This window comes from Pseudomonas sp., from assembly GCF_048265905.1.
In the GTDB taxonomy this organism is placed as follows: Bacteria; Pseudomonadota; Gammaproteobacteria; order Pseudomonadales; family Pseudomonadaceae; genus Aquipseudomonas.
This window is the reverse complement of sequence record NZ_JBLXAP010000002.1, coordinates 248427-273358: the sequence shown is the minus strand read 5'-3', so window position 1 is coordinate 273358 and position 24932 is coordinate 248427. Positions and strand designations below refer to the sequence as shown.

Here is a 24932-nt window from a genome sequence, read left to right as displayed (position 1 = left end):
AACCGTTTAGTATGAAATCGACCTCGAAAGGTTTTTTTTGCGCAGCCCTTGTTGCGTCTGTCAGCCAGATGTTTGTTGCCCAAACCACAGTTGCCAGTGATCTATACACGATCAAGGATGGCAAGCTCGAACGCCCAACCGGCTATCGCGAGTGGGTTTTTGTTGGCACCCCGCTAACCCCGAACGACATGAATAACGGCAAAGCTACTTTCCCTGAATTCCACAATGTTTACCTAGACCGTCAAAGCTGGAATCAGTGGAAAGAAAAAGGCACCGTTCGAGACGGCGCAATTATGGTCAAGGAAATGGTCAGCGTCGGCACCAAATCCGCACCCAGCGGTTCTGGTTATTTCGAAGGCGATTATATTGGTCTTGAAATCAGCATCAAAGACAGTAAGCATTTCCCTAAAGAACCTGGCAACTGGGCCTACTTCAGCTTTACCACTGACGGTAAAACCCTCAAGGAAACAACAAGCGCTCTTCCAACTGAAAAATGTAACGCTTGCCACGCGGCACTGGCAGCTGATGACTTCATGTTTACCCAATACTACCCAGTACTCCGGGCAGGCAAAGGTACCGGCATCGAAGCCACTGGCGGTTTCAACTCGAAACTTACGCCAGCTAAATAGATTGGCCGAGCGATAGCCTGAAGCAGCCACGTATTTCAGGCCACCTTCCGCTGCCAACAATCACCTTCACTCACCCAAGCTGCTGTTCGCTCACCCTGAACGGCAGCCCGGCCAATGTCCGCGCTTGGCCCCGGCCTTTTCGATCCTGCCCAGACCGGCGCACTCGGTGTCAGAGAGCCATGCGCTTTACCAGAAGTATCGTCCAATTGAGTCCAAGCAGTTTGCCAAAATCTGAATGTCTTTTAATACCTTATGAAAAGCTGAAAATCACGATTGCCGGATGCAGCCGCCGACAACATCCTTATAATGTGTCGCCATACGCTGCTACGCTTGGCAAACCGCTTTTTTAGGATGCAATCATGAGCCTTACCACCGGCACCCTTTACATCATTTCCGCGCCATCCGGTGCGGGCAAGACTAGCTTGGTCAAGGCCCTGATCGACAGCGAGGCGATGATTCGTGTCTCGGTTTCACATACCACTCGCACCATGCGCCCCGGCGAAACGGACGGCGTGAATTACCACTTTGTCGATCGCGAGCAGTTTCATGGCATGCTCGATAAAAGTGAGTTTCTTGAACACGCTGAAGTCTTTGGCAATCTCTACGGCACTTCACAGACCTGGGTGGAAAAAACCCTGGCGGAAGGTTATGACCTGATTCTTGAAATCGACTGGCAAGGCGCTCAACAAGTGCGCAAGCTGATGCCGGACTCGCGCTCAATCTTTATTTTGCCGCCAACTCAGGAAGCCCTGCGCCATCGCCTCACGAACCGCGGGCAGGATAGCGGCGAGATTATTGAGCAACGCATGCGTGAAGCCGTCAGCGAGATGAGCCACTACGTCGAATATGACTTTCTGATCATCAACGATGACTTTGCCCATGCGCTGAGCGACCTGAAAGCGGTTTTCCGCGCCAACCAGCTGCAGCAAAATTCACAACAGCAACGCCACGCAGGCTTGCTCAGTGAACTGCTGGCCTGAGCCACAGGGCGCTTAAACAAAACTAAAGCTTCCCTTAATGCTGGTGATTTTTTAGACTATTCAGTCCGCTCGCCCATTTGGGCCCAGCTTTACTTGCATTTGTTACGAGGAACACCATGGCCCGCGTTACCGTTGAAGATTGCCTGGACAACGTTGATAACCGCTTTGAGCTGGTCATGCTGGCCACCAAGCGTTCACGTCAACTCGCCACTGGCGGCAAAGAGCCAAAACTGGCTTGGGAAAACGACAAGCCAACTGTAGTTGCGCTGCGTGAAATTGCTGCTGGTCTGGTTGATTACGACGTTATCGCCCAAGACGAGATCGTCGAAGAAGAGCCGCTTTTTGCAGCCTTCGAGGACGAGGCTAACGAGTCTCAGTAAGCCTATGCCGGGTCGACGTCGTAAGGCGCAGGGTCACAACGCTCAGCAGGAGAATTTCTCATGCCGAGCCTAGACGCCCTCGCCGATCGACTTTCGACCTACCTCGGCCACGACCAAGTCAATTTGGTTCGCCGAGCGTATTATTACGCTGAACAAGCCCACGACGGCCAACGCCGGCGCAGTGGCGAAGCCTACGTCACGCATCCGCTGGCTGTGGCTTGCATCCTTGCTGAAATGCACATGGACCATCAAAGCTTGATGGCCGCAATGCTGCATGACGTAATCGAAGACACCGGTATCGCCAAGGAAGCCCTGCAAGCGCAGTTTGGCGAGTCCGTAGCGGAATTGGTCGATGGGGTCAGCAAACTGACCCAGATGAATTTCGAGACCAAGGCTGAAGCTCAAGCTGAAAACTTCCAGAAGATGGCCATGGCCATGGCGCGCGATATTCGCGTGATTCTGGTCAAGCTCGCTGACCGTCTGCACAACATGCGCACGCTTGAGGTGCTGTCTGGCGAAAAACGCCGGCGCATTGCCAAGGAAACCCTGGAAATCTACGCACCCATCGCCAACCGGCTCGGCATGCACAGCATGCGCGTGGAGTTTGAGGACCTTGGCTTTAAAGCCATGCACCCGATGCGCTCCGAGCTGATTCGGGCCTCGGTCAGGCGCGCGCGCGGCAACCGCAAAGAGATCGTCAACAAGATCGAAGAGTCACTTGTGCACTGCCTCGAGCGCGAAGGCCTAGAAGGCAATGTGCTGGGCCGCGAGAAGCACCTGTACGGTATTTATCAGAAGATGCGCGGCAAACGCCGAGCCTTCAACGAAATCATGGATGTTTACGCATTCCGTATCGTGGTTGATAAAGTCGATACCTGCTACCGCGTGCTCGGCGCAGTACATAACCTGTATAAACCATTGCCCGGGCGCTTCAAGGATTACATCGCGATCCCCAAGGCAAATGGCTACCAGTCGCTGCATACCACGTTGTTCGGCATGCATGGTGTGCCAATCGAAATCCAGATTCGTACCCACGAAATGGAAGAAATGGCCAACAATGGCATCGCCGCCCACTGGCTGTATAAATCCAACGACGACGAACAACCTAAAGGCACGCATGCACGTGCTCGCCAGTGGGTTAAAGGCGTGTTGGAGATGCAGCAACGGGCGGGCAACTCGCTGGAGTTTATCGAGAGTGTGAAGATTGACCTGTTCCCGGACGAGGTTTATGTCTTCACCCCCAAAGGTCGCATCATGGAGCTGCCAAAAGGCTCGACGGCGGTCGACTTCGCCTACGCGGTGCATACCGACGTCGGCAATACCTGTATTGCCTGCCGTATAAACCGTCGCCTCGCACCATTATCTCAGGCGCTTGAAAGCGGCTCGACGGTTGAGATTGTCAGTGCCCCGGGCGCCCGCCCGAACCCGGCATGGCTCAATTTCGTGGTTACAGGTAAGGCCCGTACCCATATTCGTCATGCGCTCAAGCAGCAACGCCGCTCCGAGTCGATCAGCCTTGGCGAGCGGCTGCTCAATAAAGTGCTCGCCAGCTTCGAGTACAACCTTGAGAAAATCCCAGCCGAGCGCATTCAACATGCGCTCAGTGAATACAAGCTTGAGGTTATTGAAGACCTTCTCGAAGACATCGGCCTCGGCAATCGCATGGCCTACGTGGTCGCTCGCCGCTTGCTCGCCAGCGACGGCGAAGAGCTGCCAAATACCGAAAGCCCACTGGCAATCCGCGGTACTGAAGGCTTGGTCTTGAGCTACGCCAAGTGCTGCACGCCAATTCCGGGCGACCCTATTGTCGGGCACCTCTCTGCCGGCAAAGGCATGGTTGTGCACCTGGAGACCTGCCGCAATATCGGTGACGTGCGCAATAACCCGGAAAAATGCATTCAGCTGTCGTGGGCGAAAGACGTCACCGGCGAGTTCAATGTTGAACTGCGGGTCGAGCTTGAGCACCAGCGCGGCTTGATTGCCTTGCTGGCCAGCAGCGTGAACGGCGCTGACGGCAACATCGAAAAGATCAGCATGGACGAGCGAGATGGTCGCATCAGCGTGGTACAACTGGTGGTCAGCGTGCATGACCGTGTGCACTTGGCCCGCGTGATCAAGAAGCTACGCGCCCTCAAAGGCGTCATGCGCATCACCCGCGTTAAGGCATAAACGCCGCCCGCGAATAGCCAACTATGAGCAGACTTCCGTCTGTTTTCCATCAATCAGGAGCATTCCATGAGCAAAAGCGTAATCACCAGCGACAAAGCACCAGCAGCCATCGGCACTTACTCGCAGGCGATCAAAGCGGGCAACACCCTGTACATGTCCGGCCAGATTCCGCTCGACCCAAAAACCATGGAGTTGGTCGAGGGCTTCGAAGCTCAAACCGTTCAGGTGTTCGAAAACCTCAAATGCGTTGCTGAAGCTGCAGGCGGCACATTCAAGGATATCGTCAAGCTCAATATCTTCCTGACCGACCTGTCGCACTTCGCCACTGTGAACGAAGTGATGGGCCGCTATTTCGAGCCGCCATACCCGGCGCGTGCCGCCATCGGCGTTGCCGCATTGCCGAAAGGCGCGCAGGTTGAGATGGATGCGATCCTGGTTATCGAATAATTCCAGCTGCAACTCACGGCCAGCAACCCAGTTGGCCGTGAGCAGATTAGCCCGCCTTTTTGCTCCAGCACATCAGTGCTTGTCCATCGCCTGCAAAATCGCCGCATAGCCCTGCTGATAACTCGCGTATTTGGGCGCCCAGCCCAGCGCTTTGGCGCGCGCATTGCTGCAACGCTTACTCCCTGCACGACGCACCTTCGAGTCTTCGGCCCAGTGGCTGACGCCCAGTTGCTCACGCAGCCAGGCAACCACTTCATGCAGTGGCGCTGGCACATCATCAACACCGATGTAGCAATCCTGCAGCGGCACATCTTTGGCATCTGCTTGCAGCAAAAACGCCAGCAGACCGGCCGCATCATCAACATGAATGCGATTGCCATAGAGCGGCGGCTCACTCGTCACCCGATAGCCTTGGCGCACTTGATTGAGCAGCCACTCACGGCCCGGACCATAAATACCGGTTAGACGCACTACGGTTGCGGCAATGGCTGAATCCCAAACCAGTTGCTCAGCTTCGCGCATGACCTTGCCGGAAAAGCCTGTCGCCTCAGCGGCAGATGTCTCATCGACCCAACTGCCGTCTTGCTGACCATAAACACCGCTACTGGATACAAACAGTAAACGCTTGGGTGTTTGCCCGTGCTGCGCCAACCAAGCCAGGACATGACGCAAACCATCAATATAGGCGGTTCGATAACCCGCCTCATCGTGCACAGTAGCTGCTGCGCTATAAACCACGTAATCAAGTGACCCGGATGGCCAATTTGCTGGACACTGATCAACACTCAAGTCGCCAGCCACCGGGATGATCGGCGCAGGCAACGCCTGCACTGAGCGGCGCAAACCATAGGTCGTCCAGCCCTCGGTAACGAGTCGCAAAGCCAGACGCGTTCCTACATCACCGCACCCGGCGACCAACACTTTCGGTAAAGCCATCACATCAATCTCCATATTTTATTCGCCTCGCAGTTTAGCGCTGTTGGTTCCACGCATTGCAAAGGCTATGCTAAGGCGCAACTTAATGGATAAACACTATGACCCTGACCGAACTGCGCTACATCGTCACCCTAGCCCATGAACAGCATTTCGGCCGCGCTGCTGAACGCTGCCACGTTAGCCAGCCAACCTTGTCTGTCGGCGTGAAGAAGCTCGAAGACGAGCTTGGCGTGTTGATATTCGAGCGCAGTAAAAGTGCAGTTCGCCTGACCCCAGTCGGCGAAGGCATTGTCACTCAAGCACAAAAGGTGCTTGAGCAGGCTCAAGGTATACGTGAATTAGCCCAAGCAGGTAAAAACCAACTGGCCGCGCCATTGAAAATTGGCGCTATCTATACCGTCGGCCCGTACCTGTTCCCGCATCTGATCCCGCAACTGCACCGTGTTGCGCCGCAGATGCCGCTGTATATCGAAGAAAACTTCACCCATGTGCTGCGCGACAAGCTACGCACCGGTGAACTGGATGCAGTGATCATCGCCCTGCCTTTCCAGGAGGCCGATGTCCTGACTCTGCCGCTCTACGATGAGCCATTCTATGCGCTGCTGCCAGCCGGTCATCCTTGGACCGAGCTTAAAAGCATCGACAGCAAGCTGCTCAACGATAAGAGCCTGCTGTTGCTTGGTGAAGGACATTGCTTCCGCGATCAAGTGCTGGAAGCCTGCCCGGCGCTGCGCAAAGGGGGCGACAACAATGCCAAGCACACCACAGTTGAGTCCAGCTCACTGGAAACAATCCGGCACATGGTCGCCTCCGGTCTTGGCGTATCGATTCTGCCGCTCTCGGCAGTCAACAGTCATCACTACTCGCCGGGCGTGATTGAAGTTCGCCCCTTAGCGGCTCCTGCGCCATTTCGTACCGTTGCGATTGCCTGGCGCGCCAGCTTTCCACGGCCCAAGGCGATTGAGATCCTGGCTGACTCGATTCGCCTTTGCTCGGTGGTCAAACCGCAGGCGTCAAACGAGTAAGGATTGGCATGACGGAGTTAGCAGCGATTTCAGTCACCGCACTGAAAGGCGTTGGCGCGGCGCTGGCTGAAAAGCTGGCAAAGGTCGGCCTGGAAACGCTTCAGGACGTATTGTTTCACCTGCCGCTGCGCTATCAAGACCGCACCCGCATCGTGCCGATTGGCGCCTTGCGCCCCGGCCAGGACGCCGTGGTTGAAGGCGTGGTTGCAGGCGCGGATATCGTCATGGGCCGCCGCCGCAGTCTGTTGGTACGCCTGCAAGACGGCAGCGGTACCCTGAGCCTGCGCTTTTACCATTTCAGCCAAGCTCAGAAGGAAGGCCTGAAACGCGGCACCCATGTGCGCTGCTACGGAGAAGTCCGTCCTGGCTCATCAGGGCTGGAAATCTACCACCCGGAATACCGCGCCACCTCTGGCACTGATCCGATTGCCGTCGAGCAAACCCTGACCCCCATCTACCCGACGACAGAAGGGCTGTCCCAGCAACGCTTGCGCCAACTCAGTGAACAAACGCTAGCCCGTCTTGGCCCACACAGCCTGCCTGACTGGTTGCCACAGGCACTAGCGGATGAGTACAGGCTACAGCCGCTGGACCAAGCCATTCGCTACTTGCACCGACCGCCGCCAGATGCCGATCTTGAAGAACTCGCGGAAGGCCGGCACTGGGCGCAGCACCGCCTGGCATTTGAGGAGTTGCTGACTCACCAACTGTCGCTGCAGCGGCTGCGTGAAAGCTTGCGCGCCCAGCAAGCACCGGAGTTACCGCCTGCGGCACGTTTGCCTGCTTTGTTTCTCGATCAGCTGGGCTTCCAGCCAACTGGCGCACAACGCCGCGTCGGCGCAGAGATTGCCTACGATCTGGCGCAACCTGAGCCTATGCTGCGGCTGGTTCAAGGCGATGTTGGCGCGGGTAAAACCGTGGTCGCCGCATTTGCCGCATTGCAGGCACTGGAAGCGGGTTATCAAGTCGCGTTGATGGCACCGACTGAGATCCTCGCCGAACAACACTTCATCAACTTCAGCAAATGGCTCGCCCCCTTGGGGCTCGATGTGGCATGGCTGGCCGGTAAGCTCAAGGGCAAAACACGGGCCGCAGCACTGGATCAAATTGCCAGTGGCGTGCCCATGGTTGTCGGCACACACGCCCTGTTTCAGGATGAAGTGAAGTTCGCCCGCCTCGCTCTGGTGATTATCGACGAGCAACATCGCTTTGGCGTGCAGCAACGCTTGGCACTGCGTCAGAAAGGCGTGGGCGGACGCATGTGTCCGCATCAGTTGATCATGACCGCGACCCCCATTCCGCGCACGCTGGCGATGAGCGCCTACGCCGACCTCGATACCTCGATCCTCGACGAACTGCCGCCCGGACGAACGCCGGTCAATACCGTGCTGGTGGCTGACAGCCGCCGCTTCGAAGTCGTCGACCGAGTGCGCTCAGCCTGCAATGAAGGGCGCCAGGCATATTGGGTGTGCACCTTGATCGAGGAATCCGAAGAACTGACCTGTCAGGCAGCCGAAACCACCTTCGAAGACCTGTCGGCAGCACTCGGTGGTTTGCATGTTGGCTTGATCCACGGGCGCATGAAGCCCGCGGAAAAAGCCGCAGTAATGGACCGTTTCAAACAGGGGCAATTACAGTTATTGGTCGCAACCACGGTGATCGAGGTTGGTGTGGATGTGCCTAATGCCAGTCTGATGATCATTGAGAATCCCGAGCGGCTGGGCCTCGCACAACTGCATCAGCTGCGTGGCCGGGTAGGTCGCGGTAGCGCGGCAAGCCATTGCGTACTGCTTTATCACCCGCCACTGTCGCAAATTGGCCGTGAACGCCTGGGTATCATGCGTGAGACGAGTGATGGCTTTATCATCGCCGAAAAAGACTTGGAATTACGTGGCCCTGGTGAAATGCTCGGCACGCGTCAAACTGGCCTGCTGCAGTTCAAAGTCGCAGACCTGATGCGAGACGCAGATCTGTTGCCTGCGGTCAGAGACGCGGCCCAGCATTTATTGCACGACTGGCCAAATCACGTCAGCCCGCTGCTTGAACGCTGGCTGCGCCACGGCCAACAATACGGCCAAGTTTGACGACAAGTGGTATAGCCTGTTGTAACGCGGTCGATACAATGGACGCTGACGCCCCTCCTCCCGGCGTGCCAACACCGTTGAACTACATTAGTTGTTTTTACTCGCGCATTGACGTCGGATTTTCTAATGAACGAAGCTAACACCGCACTCGATAGCCTGCCGCAACCGCCTTTGGTTATCGTGCAGTTTCTGCAAAAGCTTGGAGTGACATTCAACGTTTGCCGTAAACACAACAACCTACCTGCGGCACAGTGTGTCCAAGCGGTGATGCTCGAAGATGCAGTCGGGCCATTGCTGGTCCTGTTTGGCCAAGATCAATTACTCGACCTGAGTCGCCTTGCAGACTTGACTGGGCGAAAGCTGGTGACCGTTACCACAGAGCGCCAGCAGCGCATGCTCAGCAAGCACGGGCTATCAGAGCTACCCGCATTACCGCCCTTGCTCAATTCTCCGTGCCTCTATGATGACCGCTTACTCAAAGCGCCTTCGGTGTTTATCGAATCGGGGCAAAGTGGCGTACTGCTGGAAATTGCCCGCGCTGACTTGCAAGTCCTGCTCAGCAAATCCAGCGCGGCCTTACTTGGTGAACCGCTAAAGAATATCAAACTCAACCTCGACCGCCCTGCCGACGACCGCAGCGAAATCACTCAAGCAGTGCAAGCATTCACGGCAAGGCGTATTCAACAACGCCTTGAAGAAACCATCGAAATTCCACCGTTGCCCGAGTCCGCCCAAAAAATCATCAAATTGCGCGTCGACCCCAACGCCACTATCGATGACATCACCGGCGTGGTCGAAACAGACCCAGCACTTGCCGCTCAGGTAATAAGCTGGGCAGCCTCACCGTATTACGCTGCACCCGGTAAAATACGTTCAGTTGAAGACGCCATCGTCCGCGTTCTGGGTTTTGATCTGGTGATCAATTTAGCGCTGGGGCTCGCCCTGGGTAAAACCCTAAGCCCGCCAAAAGACCAGCCACAGCGGTCGACGCCTTACTGGCATCAGGCACTTTATACCGCAGCGGTCATTGAAGGCCTGACCCGCAGCATGCCGCGTGCTGAACGTCCCGAGGCAGGCCTGACCTACCTTGCGGGCTTGCTGCATAACTTCGGTTATCTGGTGCTGGCCCATGTATTCCCACCGCATCTTTCGTTAATCTGCCGCCACATTGAGGTTAACCCACACCTGACGCCCAATTACATCGAACATCACCTACTGGGCATCAGCAGCGATCAGATCGGTGCATGGCTGATGCGGTCTTGGGACATGCCAGAAGAACTGGCTAATGCCCTGCGCTTCCAGAACGATCCCGACTATAACGAAGCGAATGCAGCCTACCCAAGGCTAGTGAACCTCGCCGTGCGCTTGTTGCGTAACCGTGGAATAGGTTCCGGGCCGTGCTCCGATATACCGCAAAACCTGCTCGACTCGCTGCATATCAACCGCGATAAGGCGGAAGCCGTGGTCAGTGAAGTGCTTGCAGCCGAGGTCGCATTGCGTGAGCTGGCTTCATTGGTTCATCCCACGCACTAAGTGCTGAGAGACTTAAACAGCGTATTGCAGCTATTAAAAATGGCCTATGCGGCCCTTTTTAATGTGCGAATCAGGGCAGTTGAGCGCGCCGTTGAGCAAATAGCTCAGGCAAGGCCTGTATTGCGCTGTCCAGCAACTGTTTGACTGATTGCTGCTCATACAAAGCTGCATATTCGTTGATTTCATCACTCGGAATACGCCGATAGGCAAACAGCATATAGCTCTCGACAGCTTGCTGGCTTGAGGCATGCAGCGCCTGCTGATGCTCAACAGTTTTGGCGCTCAGCGCCTGCTCATCCAAACTCTCGCCGCGGGCTTTAATTGCCATAAGCGCTTGGGTCTTGCCCGACTCGTAACGCAGTAAAGTCGCCATTTGCGTGGTACGGGCGGCGCTGTCGAGACGTCGAACCAGCACCAGCCGGCTTGTTCTTGGCGGACGCTCAGCCAGTTGTTTGCGGTACTCACTCAGCTGCTCCGCGCCATTGTCTGCAACCGCACGTTCAGCCAGAGTGAAGTGTTTCGCCAGCGGGCTGCTCAGTAACTGACGAGCCTGTTCCAGTTGCGCGGAGTCAATCTGGGTAGAAAGCTTCTTCGCCAGATCGGCACAAAGCTTTTCACCGTCAAACAGCTTATCAACCTGAGCGCGTTGCTTATCATCCAGGCCACGCTGCATCAACGGCAATGTTTGATCACACAGCAAACTCACACCAGACAACTCAAACACTGCGGCGAAATCTTCGACTTTGGCAGGCGCGGCGTGAGCCAAAGATGCAATGGCCAGTAACAGCAGGGACAAGCAAATACGCATTAGGTAGCTTCCAGGAGCATAGATTTGAAGTTCAAGCGAGGCTGTACGCCATGCCCAAAGAACTCAACAACTAATGCACACTACCTAATGCTGGAACTTGCGACCAGACTCGGTACTGACAAATGCTGTTCAGCTCGCTTTTTTTGCACTGGCCGGTTTTTTCGGCATCAGGTATTTGGTCAGGCCCTGGAACCAGATAACTAACGCAGGATTGCCTTGGATCTGGATATCCTTGTTCTGGATGCCCTGCATAAAGGCCAACTGCTTGTTCTTGGCATTCATGGTTGCGAAACCATAGGCGCCATCTTTGAAGCCGAGCGCAAATGCAGGCTCGACCGCTGGGCCACTTTTACTGGTGATGCGCTGGTCTTTGACAATGAAGTGACGGGCAATCTTGCCGTCTAGGGTATGCAACTGAAACACCATATCGCGGTCGACGAGTTGTTCTTGAAACTTGGGGTTATTACGGCTGGCCTTAGCCATCATGCGGCCCAACATCCACAGCAGAAAACGGAACTTCATGCGCACAGCCTCGGTATTCGAAAGATTCGGCGGCGCATTGTAGCGGTTTGCAGCAAGGACTACATCCGGCCTAAAGCGTGGATAATATTGCCGTCACAGAAACAGCTCGGGGTGAACAATACGGGAGTCGTAATCAAACCGATCGCTTATTAATTTGATTATTAAGTGAAACTTCGCTTCGATACCTTTATTGCTACAAATAGCACAAAGCCCCGATTCACGGGGCCTTGCAGAACTTATCCACAGAAAATGAAACAAATCCCAATTAATTTACCGCATCCTTCAGAGACTTGCCCGGCTTGAAAGCTACTGTATTGCTGGCTTTGATTTTTACTGGCTCACCAGTTTGTGGGTTTTTACCAGTACGAGCTCCACGATGGCGCTGTATGAAGGTACCAAAGCCGACCAGGGTCACACTGTCTTTACGGTTCAGTGCACCAGTAATTTCTTCAAGCACGGCGTTAAGCACACGATTTGCCTGATCTTTACTCAGATCAGCTTTTTCCGCGATTGCGGCGGCGAGTTCTGGTTTACGCATAGTTGCCCCTTTGACGGTTTGTTTTTGTTGTGTCCGTGCTGCTCGAAGAGCAGCGCCCAAGGCGCCGCAACAGCTCTGCGCTGCGGCAGACACAAGGAGAATGGCATGCGTTTAGGAGCAGCGCCAGTACTGATCGGCAGTTAAGCCAAGCAATTTTGTGGCGTAACCGACAGATCGGCTGTTATTTACGCCAACAGGGCTGGAAGGGCCTTATTTAGAGCAAGTTTTTCTTGCACTGCCGTGCCGGTTAGCGCGTAACCCAGCAGTGCACCAGAGGGATCATGGCAGAGTGCTTTAATGTCTGAACCACTACCTTCAACAGTCCACTCGCCGTATTGACCAAAGGGTGGAGGCGACACAACCAAAGGGCAGGCCGGAGTTTTAACTGTCACAGGCATGGCGCCGTAGCTGACCGATGTCGGATTACCTGCCAGAGTCTGCGCCAAGGCACGGGCGCAAGTCATAAGTGGCATGACGTAGAGCAAATTCAAGCCATCGACTTCAGCGCAATCGCCCAAGGCGTAGATATTGGCGTGAGATGTCGCCAACTGGCGATCAACCATGACACCGCGATTAACCTGCAACCCAGCGGCAGCAGCGAGTTCAGTCCGCGGGCGCAGACCGATCGCAGAAAGCACCAGATCGCACTCGATTACTGTGCCATCGGACAAGTGCGCCTCGAGCGCTCCGGCCTTGTGGTTGAGGCTGGTTAATACCGGCCCGAGATGAAAACGTGCGCCAAGCCCTTCAAGTGCGTTCTGCACCGCTGTAGCAGCGGCTGGGTGCAACAGGCTCGGCATAACTTGCTCACAGGGTGCGACCAACTCCACTTGATAGCCACCAAGTGTTAGGTCATTGGCAAATTCACAGCCAATCAAACCAACGCCCATTATGAGCACACGCTTTTTCCCAACTGAGGTGTTGCGGAACTTGGCGTAATCCTCAAGATCGTTAATCGGGTAAATAGCGTCTTGTGCATCACCCTCGACCGGAACCCGAATCACCTGGGCGCCGCAGGCCAAAACCAGGTCGCGGTAGGCAATGGCCTCCTCACCGACCCACAATTGCTTGTGGCCGGCATCAATGCCGGTGATGCGAGTATGAGTCCGCACTTCAGCGTTGAGCTGCTCGGCCATTGCGCCCGGCTCGGCCATGCTCAAGCCGTCTGCATCTTTATTCTTGGCAAAGCCGGTCGAGAGCATCGGCTTTGAGTACGAGCGACCGTCATCAGCAGTAATCAACAATAACGGCGTTTCGCTATCGAGCTTACGAAACTCGCGAGCCAGGTTGTAACCGGCCAGCCCGGTACCGACGATAACCACAGGTGCGCTCATACGATATGTCCTTTGAATTAATGCATGCCGCGCATGAGCGCCGCGTCGAGTAGCTGCTTGATGGTAGAAAAGGCAGCATACAGATTGCTACTTGCACCTGTACGCTACACAAATGATTAATGCCGCACGACCTTAACCAATTATTTGTCATGCTCCAAATCAAACGGAGTGGCGCCGAAAAGCTGCCAAAAAAAACGGCGACCGGATGGGTCACCGCTTTATTTAAAACACGGATCAGCGCAGAACCCGCAAGATGATTCAGCGCTGGCGGTGAATTAACCGATTTCGATCATCTCGAAATCAGCCTTGCCTACACCGCAGTCTGGGCATAGCCAATCTTCAGGCACATCTTGCCACAGCGTTCCTGGCGCAATGCCTTCATCCGGCCAGCCCAAGCGCTCATCGTAAATCAGGCCACATACCACGCACTGCCACTTCTTCATATCAACCTCAGGTGAATCTCACGGTTATGCGCGGCAAACTACCGTAAATGTGTCAGTGCGCCAAGCCGTTGACCGACGATTAACCGTGTCTATTCGGCCAACTTAAGGTTGGAACTGCCCGGCAAAAGACGGGCAGCAAACGCTCTAGATCAAGGATTAACCCGCTGCCATCAGTGGATCGCTGATGCCAATACCGTACATCGCAATCATTGTCAGGCTACCGGCCGCCAAGAGGTAATACAGGGTTGGCAACATGGTTTTGCGCATGGTGATGCCTTCACGCCCCAGCAAGCCGACAGTTGCAGACGCTGCCACCACGTTGTGAATGGCGACCATATTACCTGCTGCAGCACCCACTGATTGTGCAGCCACCATCATCGCCCCCGAAACCCCGAGCAACTGCGCAGCATTGAACTGGAATTGCGAAAGCATCAGGTTGGACACAGTGTTTGAACCTGCAATGAATGCACCCAAACCACCCACTGCCGGAGCAAAGAATGGATAGATGCTACCCACGCTATCGGCAACCAATTGCGCCATGGCGACGGGCATCGATACCAGATCAGAACCGTTGACGCCCGAGTTGATCAAAATACGCACCATAGGAATGGTGAAGATCAACACGAAGCCGGCGCCCAGAAGCGTGCGGCTCGACTCACTCAACGCGGCTTTCATTTCACTGAAACGCATGCGGTGCAGGAAGAATGTAACCAAGACCACCATGCACAGAATGCCGCCGGGCAAGTACAAAGGCTCCAGTGTACCGGAGACGCCTGTTTCACCCAGAATATCCTTCCAGCCAAAACTGACCGATAGCATTGCGGCTTTAAGCTCTGGGAAAACCCGTGATGCCACCAGAAATATCGCCAGCAGCAGATAAGGCGCCCAAGCCATACGCACAGAAACCGGTGCCTTACCGGCCAAGTCATCGATTTTCATCTCCAGCTTACCCATCCACTCTGCCGGCCAGTCTTTGGCATCAGCGAAGTCCCAGGTTTCTTTAGGCAGCAAGAAACCTGCTTTAGCGGCAGGTATAACAATGGCCAAACCAACCATTGCCCCGATCATTGATGGGAACTCTGGGCCAAGAAAGACGCCAGCAGCCATGTATGGAATGACAAAGCATAGGCCGCAGAAGATGGCGAATGGCGCCATCACTAAACCTTCTTTCCAGGACTGATTTTTACCGAAGAAGCGGGTCATGATCGCAATCATGATCAACGGCATCAAAATACCGATGAGGCCGTGGGTGATAACCACACGCGAGACAATCATCTGGAAGAAAACGTCCCAGTTGCTGCCCAAAGTGATCAATTGCTCGCTAAGACCAGCCTTATCCAAACCGCCAGTAACCCCCACCAGCATCGGCGTACCGACCGCGCCGAATGACACCGGCGTGGACTGCACCATCATGCCAAGAACCACCGCAGCCAAAGCCGGGAAGCCAAGTGCAACCAGCAACGGTGCAGCAACTGCTGCCGGAGTACCAAAGCCCGAGGCGCCTTCAATAAAGCAACCAAACAGCCATGCCACGATCAACGCTTGCACCCGACGGTCCGGGCTAATGCCGGAGAACCCGCGGCGAATGGCGCTGATACCACCCGAATGCTTAAGGGTGTTCAGCAGCAGGATCGCACCGAAGATAATCCACAAGATGGCAGCGGTCAGAATCAACCCCTGCAAGCTTGAGGCAACGATCCGAACAAGGGACATGTCCCACGCCGAGAGACCAATAATTGCGGTGAGGATAAAAACCACGGGCATTGCGTATTTGGCTGGCCAGCGGAAGCCAATCAGTAATACGCCCGCAAGTATCAATGGCACAAAGGCCAATATGGACAACAGTGTTTGACTCATTAGCTTGGTTCCTTGTTTTTTTTGTGAACCACATATTTTCCGGGTCTTACCCGGCGCCACGCACTTAGTCCTCCGTGGTCTACGCAGGACTATGTGGCGCCAACCCCAGCGTATAGCCGAGGTCGGCGCCAATGCTCAAAAGCCCCGACTGCTAAAAGCGGTCGGGGCCAGGTATTACGGTTGTTGCTTAGCCATGCTGCTGCTTGAAGCGCTGACGCCAGGCATGCAGCAAAGGTTCTGTATAGCCGCTCGGTTGTTCGCGCCCCTTGAACACTAGGTCGCTCGCGGCTAAATACGCCGCAGACTGAGCAAACTCTGGCGCCATTGGCCGGTATAGCGGGTCGCCCGCATTTTGCTGGTCAACCACGGCGGCCATGCGCTGCAAGCTCGCTTCAACCTGCTGCGGGCTGACGATACCGTGGCGCAGCCAGTTAGCGATGTGCTGGCTGGAAATACGCAAGGTTGCGCGATCTTCCATCAAGCCCACGTTGTGGATGTCCGGCACTTTCGAACAACCAACACCTTGTTCAACCCAGCGCACAACATAGCCCAGGATCCCTTGGCAGTTGTTGTCCAGTTCTTGCTGGATATCACTGTCGCTCCAGCTTGGCGCAACGGCGACCGGCACAGTGAGCAAGTCCTTGAGCAGGCTGTCACGTTGTGCGCCAAGGTCGATCAGCTCCAACTCGCGCTGCACAGCTTGCACATCAATCTGATGGTAATGCAGGGCGTGCAATACCGCCGCTGTTGGCGAAGGCACCCAGGCGGTATTAGCGCCCGCTTTTGGGTGACCGATTTTTTGCACCAACATATCGGCCATCAAATCCGGCATGGCCCACATGCCTTTACCGATCTGCGCCTTGCCGCGCAGGCCACAGGCCAGGCCAACCAGCACATTGTTACGTTCGTAGGCTTGAATCCAGGGCGTCGATTTCATATCGCCCTTGCGCAACATCGGCCCAGCTTCCATTGCCGTGTGCATTTCATCGCCGGTGCGATCCAGAAAACCGGTGTTGATAAACGCCACGCGCGAAGAAGCCGCAGCGATACAGGCCTTGAGGTTAACGCTGGTACGACGTTCCTCGTCCATGATGCCCATTTTCAAGGTGTTCTTGGTCATCCCCAGCAAAGACTCGATACGGCTAAATAGCTGATCAGCAAAGGCTACCTCCGCCGGACCATGCATTTTCGGCTTGACGATATACACACTGCCGGTGCGCGAGTTGCCCTTGCGTTGCAGGTCATGCAGAGCAATCAGGCTGGTCATCACCCCGTCAAGAATCCCCTCGGGAATCTCATTGCCATGGCCGTCGAGAATCGCCGGGTTGCTCATCAAGTGGCCGACGTTACGCACGAACATCAGTGAACGACCGTGCAATGTCAGCTCTGCGCCCGAGCCCGTCTGGTATTTACGATCAGGATTGAGTCGTCGAACAATCTGCTTGCCGCCCTTCTCCAGCGCTTCGCTCAGATCGCCTTTCATCAAACCGAGCCAGTTGCGGTAAATAACGACTTTGTCGTCAGCATCGACAGCTGCGACCGAGTCTTCGCAATCGAGAATGGTCGAAAGTGCCGCCTCAACCAGCAAGTCTTTAACACCTGCAGCATCGGTTTGGCCGATTGGGCTGCTCGGGTCAATTTGAATTTCAATGTGCAGGCCATGGTTCTTCAGCAGGACTGCGCTAGGCGCATCGGCAGAGCCCTGCAGGCCAACAAACTGCTCGGGCGCTTTCAAGCCAACTGATGAGCCGTCTTGCAAGCCAACTTGCAACTGGCCACCGACAACGCTGTAGCACACTGAATCAGCATGCGAACCGCGGGCTAATGGTGCAGCTTGATCGAGCACAGTACGCGCAAACGCAATAACCTTGGCGCCACGCACCTGGTTATAACCCGGCCCCTTGGTGGCGCCGTCAGCCTCGGATATAGCATCAGTGCCGTAGAGCGCGTCATACAACGAGCCCCAGCGCGCATTCGCCGCATTCAATGCGTAGCGCGCATTCATCACCGGCACCACTAACTGCGGCCCTGCCTGACTGCTGATTTCAGTATCTACATTGGTGGTGCTGACGCTGACCGTTTCAGGCTGCGCCTGCAGGTAGCCAATCGACTCTAAAAACGTGCGATACGCTGGCATGTCGGTGACTGGGCCCGGATTAGCACGGTGCCAGTTATCCAGCTCAACTTGCAGGCGATCTCGTTCAGCCAATAGCTCGCGATTAAGCGGTGCTAGGTCGTGCACCAACGCATCAAAACCTGCCCAGAAAGCCTCGGATTCAATCCCTGTGCCCGGCAGCACTTCATCGTCGACAAAACGCTTGAGGTTGTCAGCTACTTGCAGGCGCTGGCAATTTATCCGGTTAGTCATCTTCACATCTCCATTAATTGCGACTGGGCCGACGCGTGGGCCGGGCTCTCAGATCAATTCAAATCAGGCTTTGCACACCTGCTTTAGCCACTTGTGCGTCCTGTTCGGCTTTAACTCCAGAAACACCTATTGCACCGACCACGTGACCATCAATAATCACCGGCACCCCGCCCTCCAGAGATGTCAGCAGCGGTGCCGACAGAAAAGCGTTGCGCCCGCCATTGACCATGTCTTCATAACCCTTGGACTCGCGACGCCCCAGTGCCGAGCTACGTGCTTTTTCAGTGGCGATGTAGGCACCAATTGGCGCGCAACCATCAAGACGCTCCAGCGCCAGCGGATGGCCGCCGTCATCAACAACGGCGATGCTTACCGCCCACTGGTTTTGCTGAGCCTCGGTACGTGCTGCGGCGATCATCCGGTTAACTTCCTGCTGGCTCAAGATAGCTTTGGTTTGCATGACATAGATCCTAATTAAGGGCTTCTTCAACCAGCTCGATCCAGTGTCTAACTGGCGTGCGTCCTGCACCATCCAAGTGGGTCTGACAGCCAATGTTGGCGGTGACGATGACCTCGGGCTTACCGCTCTCGAGGGCATTCATCTTGTTGTCCCGCAGCTGTTTCGACAGCTGCGGCTGGGTCAATGAATAGGTGCCAGCAGAGCCGCAGCAAAGGTGGCTGTCAGGCACGCTGGTGAGGTTGAAACCAATTCGGCCAAGCACGCTCTCAACGGCACCACCGAGCTTTTGCGCATGCTGCAACGTGCACGGGCAATGAAATGCCAAGCGCATGTCTGAATCAGCACCGAGCGTTTCAACGGGCTCATCGCGCAACACTTCGACCAAGTCTTTGGTGAGTGCACTGACGCGTTCGGCCTTGGCTGCATAAGCTGGATCGTGTTTGAGCATGTGTGCGTAGTCCTTAACGAAGGCGCCACAACCGCTGGCGGTCTGCACTATCGCCTCGGCACCTGCCTCAAGCGCAGGAAGCCAGGCATCAATATTGCGCCGGGCGCGATCAAGGCCAGCTTCCTGCGCATTCAAGTGGTAATCCACCGCGCCGCAGCAACCGGCTTGTTGAATCGGCGTCACGCTGATGCCTAATTTATCCAGCACTCGCGCCGCTGCCGCATTGGTATTTGGCGACAGACCCGGCTGCACGCAGCCTTCGAGCATCAACACCTGACGCGCATGGCTTACCACAGGCCGGGCCTTGGCCGGGCGCACGGTTCGCGGCAATTTGTTTTTCAACGTCTCAGGCAACAGCGGACGAAACACTTGTCCCATCTGTGTCAGAGATTTAAACAGGGTCGGGCGCGGCGTCAGCAGGCGCAGGCCTTCACGCAACATACGATCACTGGCTGAACGCGGCACCGCGGCATCAACTACAGCACGACCGATATCCAGCAGGTTGTGATAATCAACGCCTGAAGGACAGGTAGTTTCGCAGTTTCGACAGGTCAAACAGCGATCCAGGTGCTGCTGGGTCTTAGCCGTGACCTCGTGGCCTTCGAGCACTTGCTTGATCAGATAAATGCGTCCGCGCGGGCCATCCAGTTCATCACCCAACAATTGATAGGTCGGGCAGGTCGCATTGCAAAATCCGCAATGCACGCACGAGCGCAAAATACTCTCGGCTTCTTCAGCACGCGGCAGACGCTTGGCTTGTTCGCTTAGATTGGTCTGCACGGCTTAAACCTCGGGATACATACGGCCTGGGTTGAAGATCCCTTGCGGGTCCAACTGGGCTTTTAGCTGACGGTGATAACGCGCCAGAGGCGCACTCAACGGTGGCATCGGGCTGTCGCTTGCGCCCATGGTGAAACAGGTCGCATGGCCGCCAACTTCACTGACAATCTGGCGAATCGACTGAGCATCGCTATCAGACTTCAACCAGCGCTGCGCTCCACCCCAGTCGATCAATTGCTCACCCGGCAGTGCTATCGCGCCGGTGTTGTTCGGTACTGAAATACGCCACAGCGGTTTTTCACTGCGGAAGAACGGCAGCTGATGTTCATTGAGTTGCTGCCAGTAATCGCCATCCAGCAACTCGCAACTCAGACGTTCACGGGCCGAGGCAACAGAACCCTCACCGCCTTCAAGTCGCAGGTGCAGCGCGTTATCGTGGTAACTCGCGGCGCTGATAGGAATCGGCTGCTGGCCCCATTCAGCCAGGTTTTTCAGGGCGGTGTCGACATCAACCTCAAAGCGCAGGCTGACGCACTCACGCGGCTTGGGCAGGACCTTGAGCGACACTTCGGTGAGCAGCCCAAGGCAACCAAAGCTGCCAGCCATCAACCGCGAAACGTCGTAACCGGCGACGTTCTTCATCACTTCGCCACCAAAGCGCAAGTGCTTACCAAAACCGGTGATGACGCGAGTGCCCAACACCAAATCACGCACCGCACCCGACCACGGTCTGCGTGGGCCAGACAAGCCCGCCGCGACCATGCCACCGACGGTTGCGCCTTCAGCAAAGTGCGGCGGTTCGCAGGTGAGCATCTGACCGGCTTCATCCAGCGCGGCTTGCAAATCAACCAGCGGTGTACCAGCGCGAGCCGTGATCACCAGCTCAGTTGGGTCGTAACTGACAATGCCGCAATGGGCACGCGTATCGAGCACCTCACCTTCGGCCTTACGGCCCAGAAAAGCCTTGCTGTTAGCCCCCTGAATACGCAGTTTGGTGCCGCTGTTTAGGGCCTGATTGACTTGCTCAAGCAGCGCATTGCTGGCGTCTGTATCGTGGCGCACTACCATTAAAAGCGCTCCAGTTCAGGAAATGGCAATTGACCGTGATGCACGTGCATCGAGCCGAACTCGGCGCAACGGTGCAAGGTTGGAATGTTCTTGCCCGGATTGAGCAAGCCACTGGGGTCAAACGCTGCTTTCACTGCATGGAACAAGGTCAGCTCATCGCTGTTGAACTGCGAACACATCTGATTGATTTTTTCGCGACCAACGCCGTGCTCACCGGTGATGCTGCCACCGACTTTCACGCACAACTCGAGAATTTTGCCGCCCAGCGCTTCGGCGCGTTCAAGCTCGCCCGGCTGATTGGCATCAAACAGAATAAGCGGATGCATATTGCCGTCACCGGCATGAAATACGTTGGCCACGCGCAGACCGTACTCGGCAGAAAAATCAGCAATGCCTTTAAGTACTCCGGGCAATTCGCGGCGCGGAATGGTGCCGTCCATGCAGTAATAATCTGGAGAAATGCGACCAACAGCTGGGAATGCATTCTTGCGCCCGGCCCAAAACTTGACGCGCTCAGCTTCGTCACGGGCTAGACGCACTTCAGTTGCACCTGCGGCCTCAAGCACCTGCTTGACCCGTTCGCAGTCGGCGTGAACATCCGCTTCAACGCCATCGAGCTCACAGAGCAGGATGGCTTCGGCATCAACTGGATAACCGGCGTGAATAAAATCCTCGGCGGCGCGAATCGCCAGGTTGTCCATCATCTCCAAGCCGCCGGGAATAATCCCTGCCGCAATGATGTCGCCAACAGCGCGCCCGGCTTTCTCAACCGAGTCAAAGCTGGCCAGCAAGACCTTGGCGACTTGCGGCTTGGGCAGCAGCTTTACCGTCACCTCGGTGACAATCCCGAGCATGCCTTCAGAGCCGGTAAACAATGCCAGCAAATCAAAGCCAGGCGAATCCAGAGCGTCGCTGCCCAGCGTCATTCGCTCGCCTTCGACGGTGAGAATTTCGACTTTGAGCAGGTTGTGAACGGTCAGACCATATTTCAAACAATGCACACCGCCAGCATTCTCGGCGACGTTGCCGCCAATCGAGCAGGCAATTTGCGAGGATGGATCAGGGGCGTAATACAAATCGAAAGGCGCGGCGGCTTGCGAGATTGCCAGGTTACGCACACCCGGCTGCACGCGAGCGAAGCGCCCAGCCGGATCGATTTCGAGAATTTTATTGAAACGCGCCATGACCAGCAGAATGCCCTGCTCTAAAGGCAGGGCGCCGCCAGACAGACCAGTGCCAGCACCTCGCGCAACGACCGGAACCTGGCGCTGGTGACAGATTTTTAGCAGGGTTTCGACTTGTTCAATGTGCTCGGGCAACACCACCATCATTGGCGTGGTGCGGTACATCGACAGGCCATCACATTCGTATGGCTTGAGGTCTTCCTCAGTGTGCAGCACGTCGAGGTCGGGCAGACGTGCTTGCAGTTCACTCAACAGCGCGGCCTTATCAACTTTAGGCAGCACGCCATCGACTCGCTCGTCGTAAACAATGCTCATGGCAGGCTCATTTCAACAGCAGCGTTTTTGTTATTGCCCGTGCAAAACATGCACAGGCTAGTTATGCGGTCTATGTTTAAGCTCCCAATGACCAAGCGTCTAGCAGCACAGCAACTGGTACGACCAGTTTTTTAGCAATAGGTCTTATTGATGCCTTGCTATAAAGCCCGTAATCATTGATTAATCGGTTTATATTGATCGCACTTCAAATAACAATTAATGACTGGTCCTACCAGCTGGAAAGGAACCCAATGTCTGCAGAAATCACCCCGGCGCGGCGTCAGGTCTGCGATGTGGTCGCCGAGCGAATTGAACGGCTTATCGTCGATGGCGTGCTTAAAGTTGGCCAACCGCTGCCTTCAGAGCGACGCTTGTGCGAGAAGCTCGGCATCTCTCGTTCAGCCCTGCGTGAAGGGCTGAAAGTGTTGCGCGGGCGCGGCATCATCGACACCGCCCAGGGCCGCGATTCACGCGTGGCGCAACTTACCGGCACCCGCGATGCCAGCCCGCTGATGCACCTGTTCAGCTCACAACCGCGCACCCTGTTTGATCTGCTGGAAGTGCGCGGCCTGCTGGAAGCGGAGTCGGCACGCCTGGCCGCCCTGCGTGGCACCGATGCAGATTTCGTGTTGCTGACCCGGCGTTATGAGGAAATGCTCGCCGCCCATAGCGACACCCGCGAAATTGATGCCCGCGAACATGCACGACTCGACCATGCGTTCCACATCGCCATTTGCGAGGCATCACACAACCCGGTGCTGCTGCATACCCTGCAATCACTGACCGACCTGATGCTTAATTCGGTGTTTGCTTCAGTCAATAATCTCTATCACCGACCGCTGCAAAAGCGTCAGATTGACCGCCAGCATTCGCGCCTGTACCACGCGGTGATTGAGCGCCTGCCAGAACAAGCGCAACGCGCCGCACGGGAACATATCCACAGCATTCGTGACAACCTCAAAGACATTGAGCTTGAAGAGCAACGCTTGGTGCGCGCGACCATGCGCCTTGAAGGCTGGGCATAGATAAACAGCGTGATAAACTCGCGCACCTCACAAACACTGGTGAATCAACCTCGTGCCTTCAGCCGCGCTAGCCCATCCACCACGCTGGTTTACTGCCAGCCAACTCCAGCCGTCGCCAAGTGACCAAGTCCACGATTGGTTGTTTGTTAATCAAGACTCGCTGACTCAACGCCTGACGACCTTGTCTGCGAACAATTTCAGTGTGACGCCGCTCAGCGAAGGCTGGCAGCGCATGCGCAACGATGAGTGCGCAGCATTGGGTGTTGCCGATGGCAGCCAGGGCTGGGTGCGCGAGGTGTATCTGCGCGGCCACGGTGAGCCTTGGGTATTCGCCCGCAGCGTCAGTGCGCGCAGTGCACTTGAAGGTTCCGGGTTGGCCTTGGCCCAACTCGGCACACGTTCACTGGGTGAATTATTGTTCAGTGATCACGCCTTTGATCGCGGTGAACTGCAAGCCTGTCATTACCCGGGCGCCTGTTTGCCTGCCGAGGTGCGCGCGGAGCGGCTTTGGGCCCGGCGCTCATGTTTTAGCCGCGGCAAACTGGCGATTTTAGTCGCTGAAGTGTTTTTACCGGCGTTCTGGGCAGCGACGCAAAACCAAGGGTAAGTCAGTCGGGCATTTCATCACACTGCCCGTATAATCCGCGCAACTGCCACGGAGAAAGCGCTCGATGTATACCCGCCTGTTGCAATCCCTCAACCGCCTGCACCCGCGCTGCTGGGACTTTATTCAGCTGACGCGTATGGACAAGCCAATCGGTATCTACTTGCTGCTGTGGCCAACTTTGTGGGCGCTGTGGGTCGCGGCTGAAGGCGTACCGAGCCTGAAGAACCTGTTTATTTTCGTCCTCGGCGTGATATTGATGCGCGCCGCTGGCTGCGTGATTAATGACTACGCTGACCGCAACTTCGACGGGCACGTCAAGCGCACCAAGCAACGACCACTGGCCAGCGGCAAGATTACCCCGCGCGAAGCGCTGGTCTTCTTTGCCGTACTGGTGACGCTGAGTTTTATTCTGGTGCTGTTTACCAACGCAGCCACCATCTGGCTGTCATTTGGCGGCGTCGCGCTGGCAGCGTGCTATCCGTTTATGAAGCGCTATACCTTTTATCCACAGGTGGTGCTGGGTGCGGCGTTTTCCTGGGGTATGCCGATGGCATTCACCGCAGAAACCGGGAGCGTGCCTCCAGAGGCCTGGCTGCTGTATATCGCCAACCTGTTGTGGACAGTCGCCTATGACACCTATTACGCAATGGCTGACCGTGAAGACGATTTAAAGATCGGGGTTAAATCGACCGCTATTCTGTTTGGTGAGGCCGATCGCATCATTATTATCACGCTGCAAGGCTTGGCTTTGCTGTGCTTGTTAATGGCAGCGGCGCGCTTCGACCTTGGCATTTATTTCCATCTGGGATTGCTGGGCGCTGCAGGCTGCTTTGCCTGGGAGTTCTGGAGTACCCGCGAGCGTGAACCAATGGCGTGCTTCAAGGCGTTTCTGCATAACCATTGGGCCGGGCTGGCAATTTTTGTCGGGCTGGTTGCCGATTATGCGTTGCGCGCAACGCCCGTGCCGGCCTGAATTAGAGGCGCTATAAACG

Annotated in this window: 23 protein-coding genes; 11 read left to right on the top strand and 12 right to left on the bottom strand. The window is 55.8% G+C overall.

What is annotated here, in order from left to right:
- The first annotated feature begins 11 nt into the window (after nucleotides 1-11).
- The 5 genes from ACN0UH_RS04430 (at nucleotide 12) to ACN0UH_RS04410 (ending at nucleotide 4605) form a co-directional block, all read left to right on the top strand.
- Nucleotides 12-629: a cytochrome P460 family protein gene (locus tag ACN0UH_RS04430; RefSeq protein WP_417660918.1), complete on the top strand. Its 618-nt coding sequence runs from the start codon at nucleotides 12-14 to the stop codon at nucleotides 627-629.
- 359 nt (nucleotides 630-988) lie between these two features.
- Nucleotides 989-1609, top strand: a complete 621-nt coding sequence (gmk, locus tag ACN0UH_RS04425) for a guanylate kinase (protein ID WP_417660917.1) — start codon at nucleotides 989-991, stop codon at nucleotides 1607-1609.
- Between the two features lie 116 nt (nucleotides 1610-1725).
- Nucleotides 1726-1989, top strand: coding sequence for a DNA-directed RNA polymerase subunit omega (gene rpoZ / locus ACN0UH_RS04420; RefSeq protein WP_010489179.1), 264 nt, complete (start codon nucleotides 1726-1728; stop codon nucleotides 1987-1989).
- 60 nt (nucleotides 1990-2049) lie between these two features.
- Nucleotides 2050-4158 (top strand): bifunctional GTP diphosphokinase/guanosine-3',5'-bis pyrophosphate 3'-pyrophosphohydrolase, encoded by a 2109-nt coding sequence (spoT, locus tag ACN0UH_RS04415; RefSeq protein WP_417660916.1) that lies wholly within the window; start codon nucleotides 2050-2052, stop codon nucleotides 4156-4158.
- 66 nt (nucleotides 4159-4224) lie between these two features.
- On the top strand, nucleotides 4225-4605 hold the full coding sequence (locus ACN0UH_RS04410; RefSeq protein WP_010489176.1) for a RidA family protein: 381 nt from the start codon (nucleotides 4225-4227) through the stop codon (nucleotides 4603-4605).
- 72 nt (nucleotides 4606-4677) lie between these two features.
- Here the strand turns inward: ACN0UH_RS04410 and ACN0UH_RS04405 are convergent, their stop codons facing one another.
- The gene (locus ACN0UH_RS04405) at nucleotides 4678-5541 is read right to left on the bottom strand and encodes an NAD-dependent epimerase/dehydratase family protein (protein ID WP_417661106.1); all 864 of its coding nucleotides are present in this window, start codon (nucleotides 5539-5541) and stop codon (nucleotides 4678-4680) included.
- Nucleotides 5542-5639: 98 nt separating this feature from the next.
- Between ACN0UH_RS04405 and ACN0UH_RS04400 the strand changes: the two genes are divergently transcribed.
- The 3 genes from ACN0UH_RS04400 (at nucleotide 5640) to ACN0UH_RS04390 (ending at nucleotide 10183) form a co-directional block, all read left to right on the top strand.
- A complete protein-coding gene (locus ACN0UH_RS04400) occupies nucleotides 5640-6566 on the top strand; it encodes a LysR substrate-binding domain-containing protein (RefSeq protein ID WP_417660915.1) in 927 nt (308 codons plus the stop codon).
- 8 nt (nucleotides 6567-6574) lie between these two features.
- Nucleotides 6575-8650, top strand: coding sequence for an ATP-dependent DNA helicase RecG (gene recG, locus ACN0UH_RS04395; RefSeq protein ID WP_417660914.1), 2076 nt, complete (start codon nucleotides 6575-6577; stop codon nucleotides 8648-8650).
- A 126-nt stretch (nucleotides 8651-8776) separates the two neighbouring features.
- A complete protein-coding gene (locus ACN0UH_RS04390) occupies nucleotides 8777-10183 on the top strand; it encodes an HDOD domain-containing protein (protein WP_417660913.1) in 1407 nt (468 codons plus the stop codon).
- A 70-nt stretch (nucleotides 10184-10253) separates the two neighbouring features.
- On the opposite strand, the gene ACN0UH_RS04385 is transcribed toward ACN0UH_RS04390, so the two are convergent.
- The 11 genes from ACN0UH_RS04385 to glcD form a co-directional block, all read right to left on the bottom strand.
- Complete coding sequence (locus tag ACN0UH_RS04385; RefSeq protein ID WP_417660912.1) at nucleotides 10254-10991, bottom strand: hypothetical protein; 738 nt, start codon at nucleotides 10989-10991, stop codon at nucleotides 10254-10256.
- 129 nt (nucleotides 10992-11120) lie between these two features.
- A complete protein-coding gene (locus ACN0UH_RS04380) occupies nucleotides 11121-11513 on the bottom strand; it encodes a helicase (protein WP_417660911.1) in 393 nt (130 codons plus the stop codon).
- A gap of 265 nt (nucleotides 11514-11778) precedes the next feature.
- Complete coding sequence (locus ACN0UH_RS04375) at nucleotides 11779-12051, bottom strand: HU family DNA-binding protein (protein ID WP_010487690.1); 273 nt, start codon at nucleotides 12049-12051, stop codon at nucleotides 11779-11781.
- A gap of 185 nt (nucleotides 12052-12236) precedes the next feature.
- Nucleotides 12237-13385 carry an NAD(P)/FAD-dependent oxidoreductase gene (locus ACN0UH_RS04370; RefSeq protein ID WP_417660910.1) on the bottom strand — a complete coding sequence of 383 codons (1149 nt, stop codon included), beginning with the start codon at nucleotides 13383-13385 and terminating at the stop codon, nucleotides 12237-12239.
- 275 nt (nucleotides 13386-13660) lie between these two features.
- Nucleotides 13661-13828, bottom strand: coding sequence for a rubredoxin (locus tag ACN0UH_RS04365; protein WP_010487692.1), 168 nt, complete (start codon nucleotides 13826-13828; stop codon nucleotides 13661-13663).
- 156 nt (nucleotides 13829-13984) lie between these two features.
- Nucleotides 13985-15685, bottom strand: a complete 1701-nt coding sequence (locus ACN0UH_RS04360) for an L-lactate permease (RefSeq protein ID WP_417660909.1) — start codon at nucleotides 15683-15685, stop codon at nucleotides 13985-13987.
- 187 nt (nucleotides 15686-15872) lie between these two features.
- Nucleotides 15873-18053 (bottom strand): malate synthase G, encoded by a 2181-nt coding sequence (locus tag ACN0UH_RS04355; protein ID WP_417660908.1) that lies wholly within the window; start codon nucleotides 18051-18053, stop codon nucleotides 15873-15875.
- Nucleotides 18054-18111: 58 nt separating this feature from the next.
- Nucleotides 18112-18513: a heme-binding protein gene (locus tag ACN0UH_RS04350; RefSeq protein ID WP_087518777.1), complete on the bottom strand. Its 402-nt coding sequence runs from the start codon at nucleotides 18511-18513 to the stop codon at nucleotides 18112-18114.
- Nucleotides 18514-18523: 10 nt separating this feature from the next.
- Nucleotides 18524-19741, bottom strand: coding sequence for a glycolate oxidase subunit GlcF (glcF, locus tag ACN0UH_RS04345; protein ID WP_417660907.1), 1218 nt, complete (start codon nucleotides 19739-19741; stop codon nucleotides 18524-18526).
- A gap of 3 nt (nucleotides 19742-19744) precedes the next feature.
- Complete coding sequence (gene glcE / locus ACN0UH_RS04340; RefSeq protein ID WP_417660906.1) at nucleotides 19745-20809, bottom strand: glycolate oxidase subunit GlcE; 1065 nt, start codon at nucleotides 20807-20809, stop codon at nucleotides 19745-19747.
- Nucleotides 20809-22308: a glycolate oxidase subunit GlcD gene (gene glcD / locus ACN0UH_RS04335; protein WP_417660905.1), complete on the bottom strand. Its 1500-nt coding sequence runs from the start codon at nucleotides 22306-22308 to the stop codon at nucleotides 20809-20811. The genes glcE and glcD overlap by 1 nt, the downstream gene beginning before the upstream one ends.
- Before the next feature lie 251 nt (nucleotides 22309-22559).
- On the opposite strand from glcD, the gene glcC reads away from it, so the two are divergent.
- The 3 genes from glcC to ubiA all read left to right on the top strand — a co-directional run bounded on the left by glcC (nucleotide 22560) and on the right by ubiA (nucleotide 24913).
- Nucleotides 22560-23333 (top strand): transcriptional regulator GlcC, encoded by a 774-nt coding sequence (glcC, locus tag ACN0UH_RS04330; protein WP_417660904.1) that lies wholly within the window; start codon nucleotides 22560-22562, stop codon nucleotides 23331-23333.
- Between the two features lie 52 nt (nucleotides 23334-23385).
- Complete coding sequence (locus ACN0UH_RS04325) at nucleotides 23386-23940, top strand: chorismate--pyruvate lyase family protein (RefSeq protein WP_417660903.1); 555 nt, start codon at nucleotides 23386-23388, stop codon at nucleotides 23938-23940.
- A gap of 64 nt (nucleotides 23941-24004) precedes the next feature.
- Nucleotides 24005-24913, top strand: a complete 909-nt coding sequence (ubiA, locus tag ACN0UH_RS04320; protein ID WP_417660902.1) for a 4-hydroxybenzoate octaprenyltransferase — start codon at nucleotides 24005-24007, stop codon at nucleotides 24911-24913.
- Nucleotides 24914-24932: the final 19 nt, after the last annotated feature.

Excerpts from the sequence above, each read along its gene's own strand:
- ACN0UH_RS04430 (WP_417660918.1), top strand. The coding sequence starts at position 12 with ATGAAATCGACCTCGAAAGGTTTTTTTTGCGCAGCCCTTGTTGCGTCT.
- gmk (WP_417660917.1), top strand. The coding sequence starts at position 989 with ATGAGCCTTACCACCGGCACCCTTTACATCATTTCCGCGCCATCCGGT.
- rpoZ (WP_010489179.1), top strand. The coding sequence starts at position 1,726 with ATGGCCCGCGTTACCGTTGAAGATTGCCTGGACAACGTTGATAACCGC.
- spoT (WP_417660916.1), top strand. The coding sequence starts at position 2,050 with ATGCCGAGCCTAGACGCCCTCGCCGATCGACTTTCGACCTACCTCGGC.
- ACN0UH_RS04410 (WP_010489176.1), top strand. The coding sequence starts at position 4,225 with ATGAGCAAAAGCGTAATCACCAGCGACAAAGCACCAGCAGCCATCGGC.
- ACN0UH_RS04405 (WP_417661106.1), bottom strand. The coding sequence starts at position 5,541 with ATGGCTTTACCGAAAGTGTTGGTCGCCGGGTGCGGTGATGTAGGAACG.
- ACN0UH_RS04400 (WP_417660915.1), top strand. The coding sequence starts at position 5,640 with ATGACCCTGACCGAACTGCGCTACATCGTCACCCTAGCCCATGAACAG.
- recG (WP_417660914.1), top strand. The coding sequence starts at position 6,575 with ATGACGGAGTTAGCAGCGATTTCAGTCACCGCACTGAAAGGCGTTGGC.
- ACN0UH_RS04390 (WP_417660913.1), top strand. The coding sequence starts at position 8,777 with ATGAACGAAGCTAACACCGCACTCGATAGCCTGCCGCAACCGCCTTTG.
- ACN0UH_RS04385 (WP_417660912.1), bottom strand. The coding sequence starts at position 10,991 with ATGCGTATTTGCTTGTCCCTGCTGTTACTGGCCATTGCATCTTTGGCT.
- ACN0UH_RS04380 (WP_417660911.1), bottom strand. The coding sequence starts at position 11,513 with ATGAAGTTCCGTTTTCTGCTGTGGATGTTGGGCCGCATGATGGCTAAG.
- ACN0UH_RS04375 (WP_010487690.1), bottom strand. The coding sequence starts at position 12,051 with ATGCGTAAACCAGAACTCGCCGCCGCAATCGCGGAAAAAGCTGATCTG.
- ACN0UH_RS04370 (WP_417660910.1), bottom strand. The coding sequence starts at position 13,385 with ATGAGCGCACCTGTGGTTATCGTCGGTACCGGGCTGGCCGGTTACAAC.
- ACN0UH_RS04365 (WP_010487692.1), bottom strand. The coding sequence starts at position 13,828 with ATGAAGAAGTGGCAGTGCGTGGTATGTGGCCTGATTTACGATGAGCGC.
- ACN0UH_RS04360 (WP_417660909.1), bottom strand. The coding sequence starts at position 15,685 with ATGAGTCAAACACTGTTGTCCATATTGGCCTTTGTGCCATTGATACTT.
- ACN0UH_RS04355 (WP_417660908.1), bottom strand. The coding sequence starts at position 18,053 with ATGACTAACCGGATAAATTGCCAGCGCCTGCAAGTAGCTGACAACCTC.
- ACN0UH_RS04350 (WP_087518777.1), bottom strand. The coding sequence starts at position 18,513 with ATGCAAACCAAAGCTATCTTGAGCCAGCAGGAAGTTAACCGGATGATC.
- glcE (WP_417660906.1), bottom strand. The coding sequence starts at position 20,809 with ATGGTAGTGCGCCACGATACAGACGCCAGCAATGCGCTGCTTGAGCAA.
- glcD (WP_417660905.1), bottom strand. The coding sequence starts at position 22,308 with ATGAGCATTGTTTACGACGAGCGAGTCGATGGCGTGCTGCCTAAAGTT.
- glcC (WP_417660904.1), top strand. The coding sequence starts at position 22,560 with ATGTCTGCAGAAATCACCCCGGCGCGGCGTCAGGTCTGCGATGTGGTC.
- ubiA (WP_417660902.1), top strand. The coding sequence starts at position 24,005 with ATGTATACCCGCCTGTTGCAATCCCTCAACCGCCTGCACCCGCGCTGC.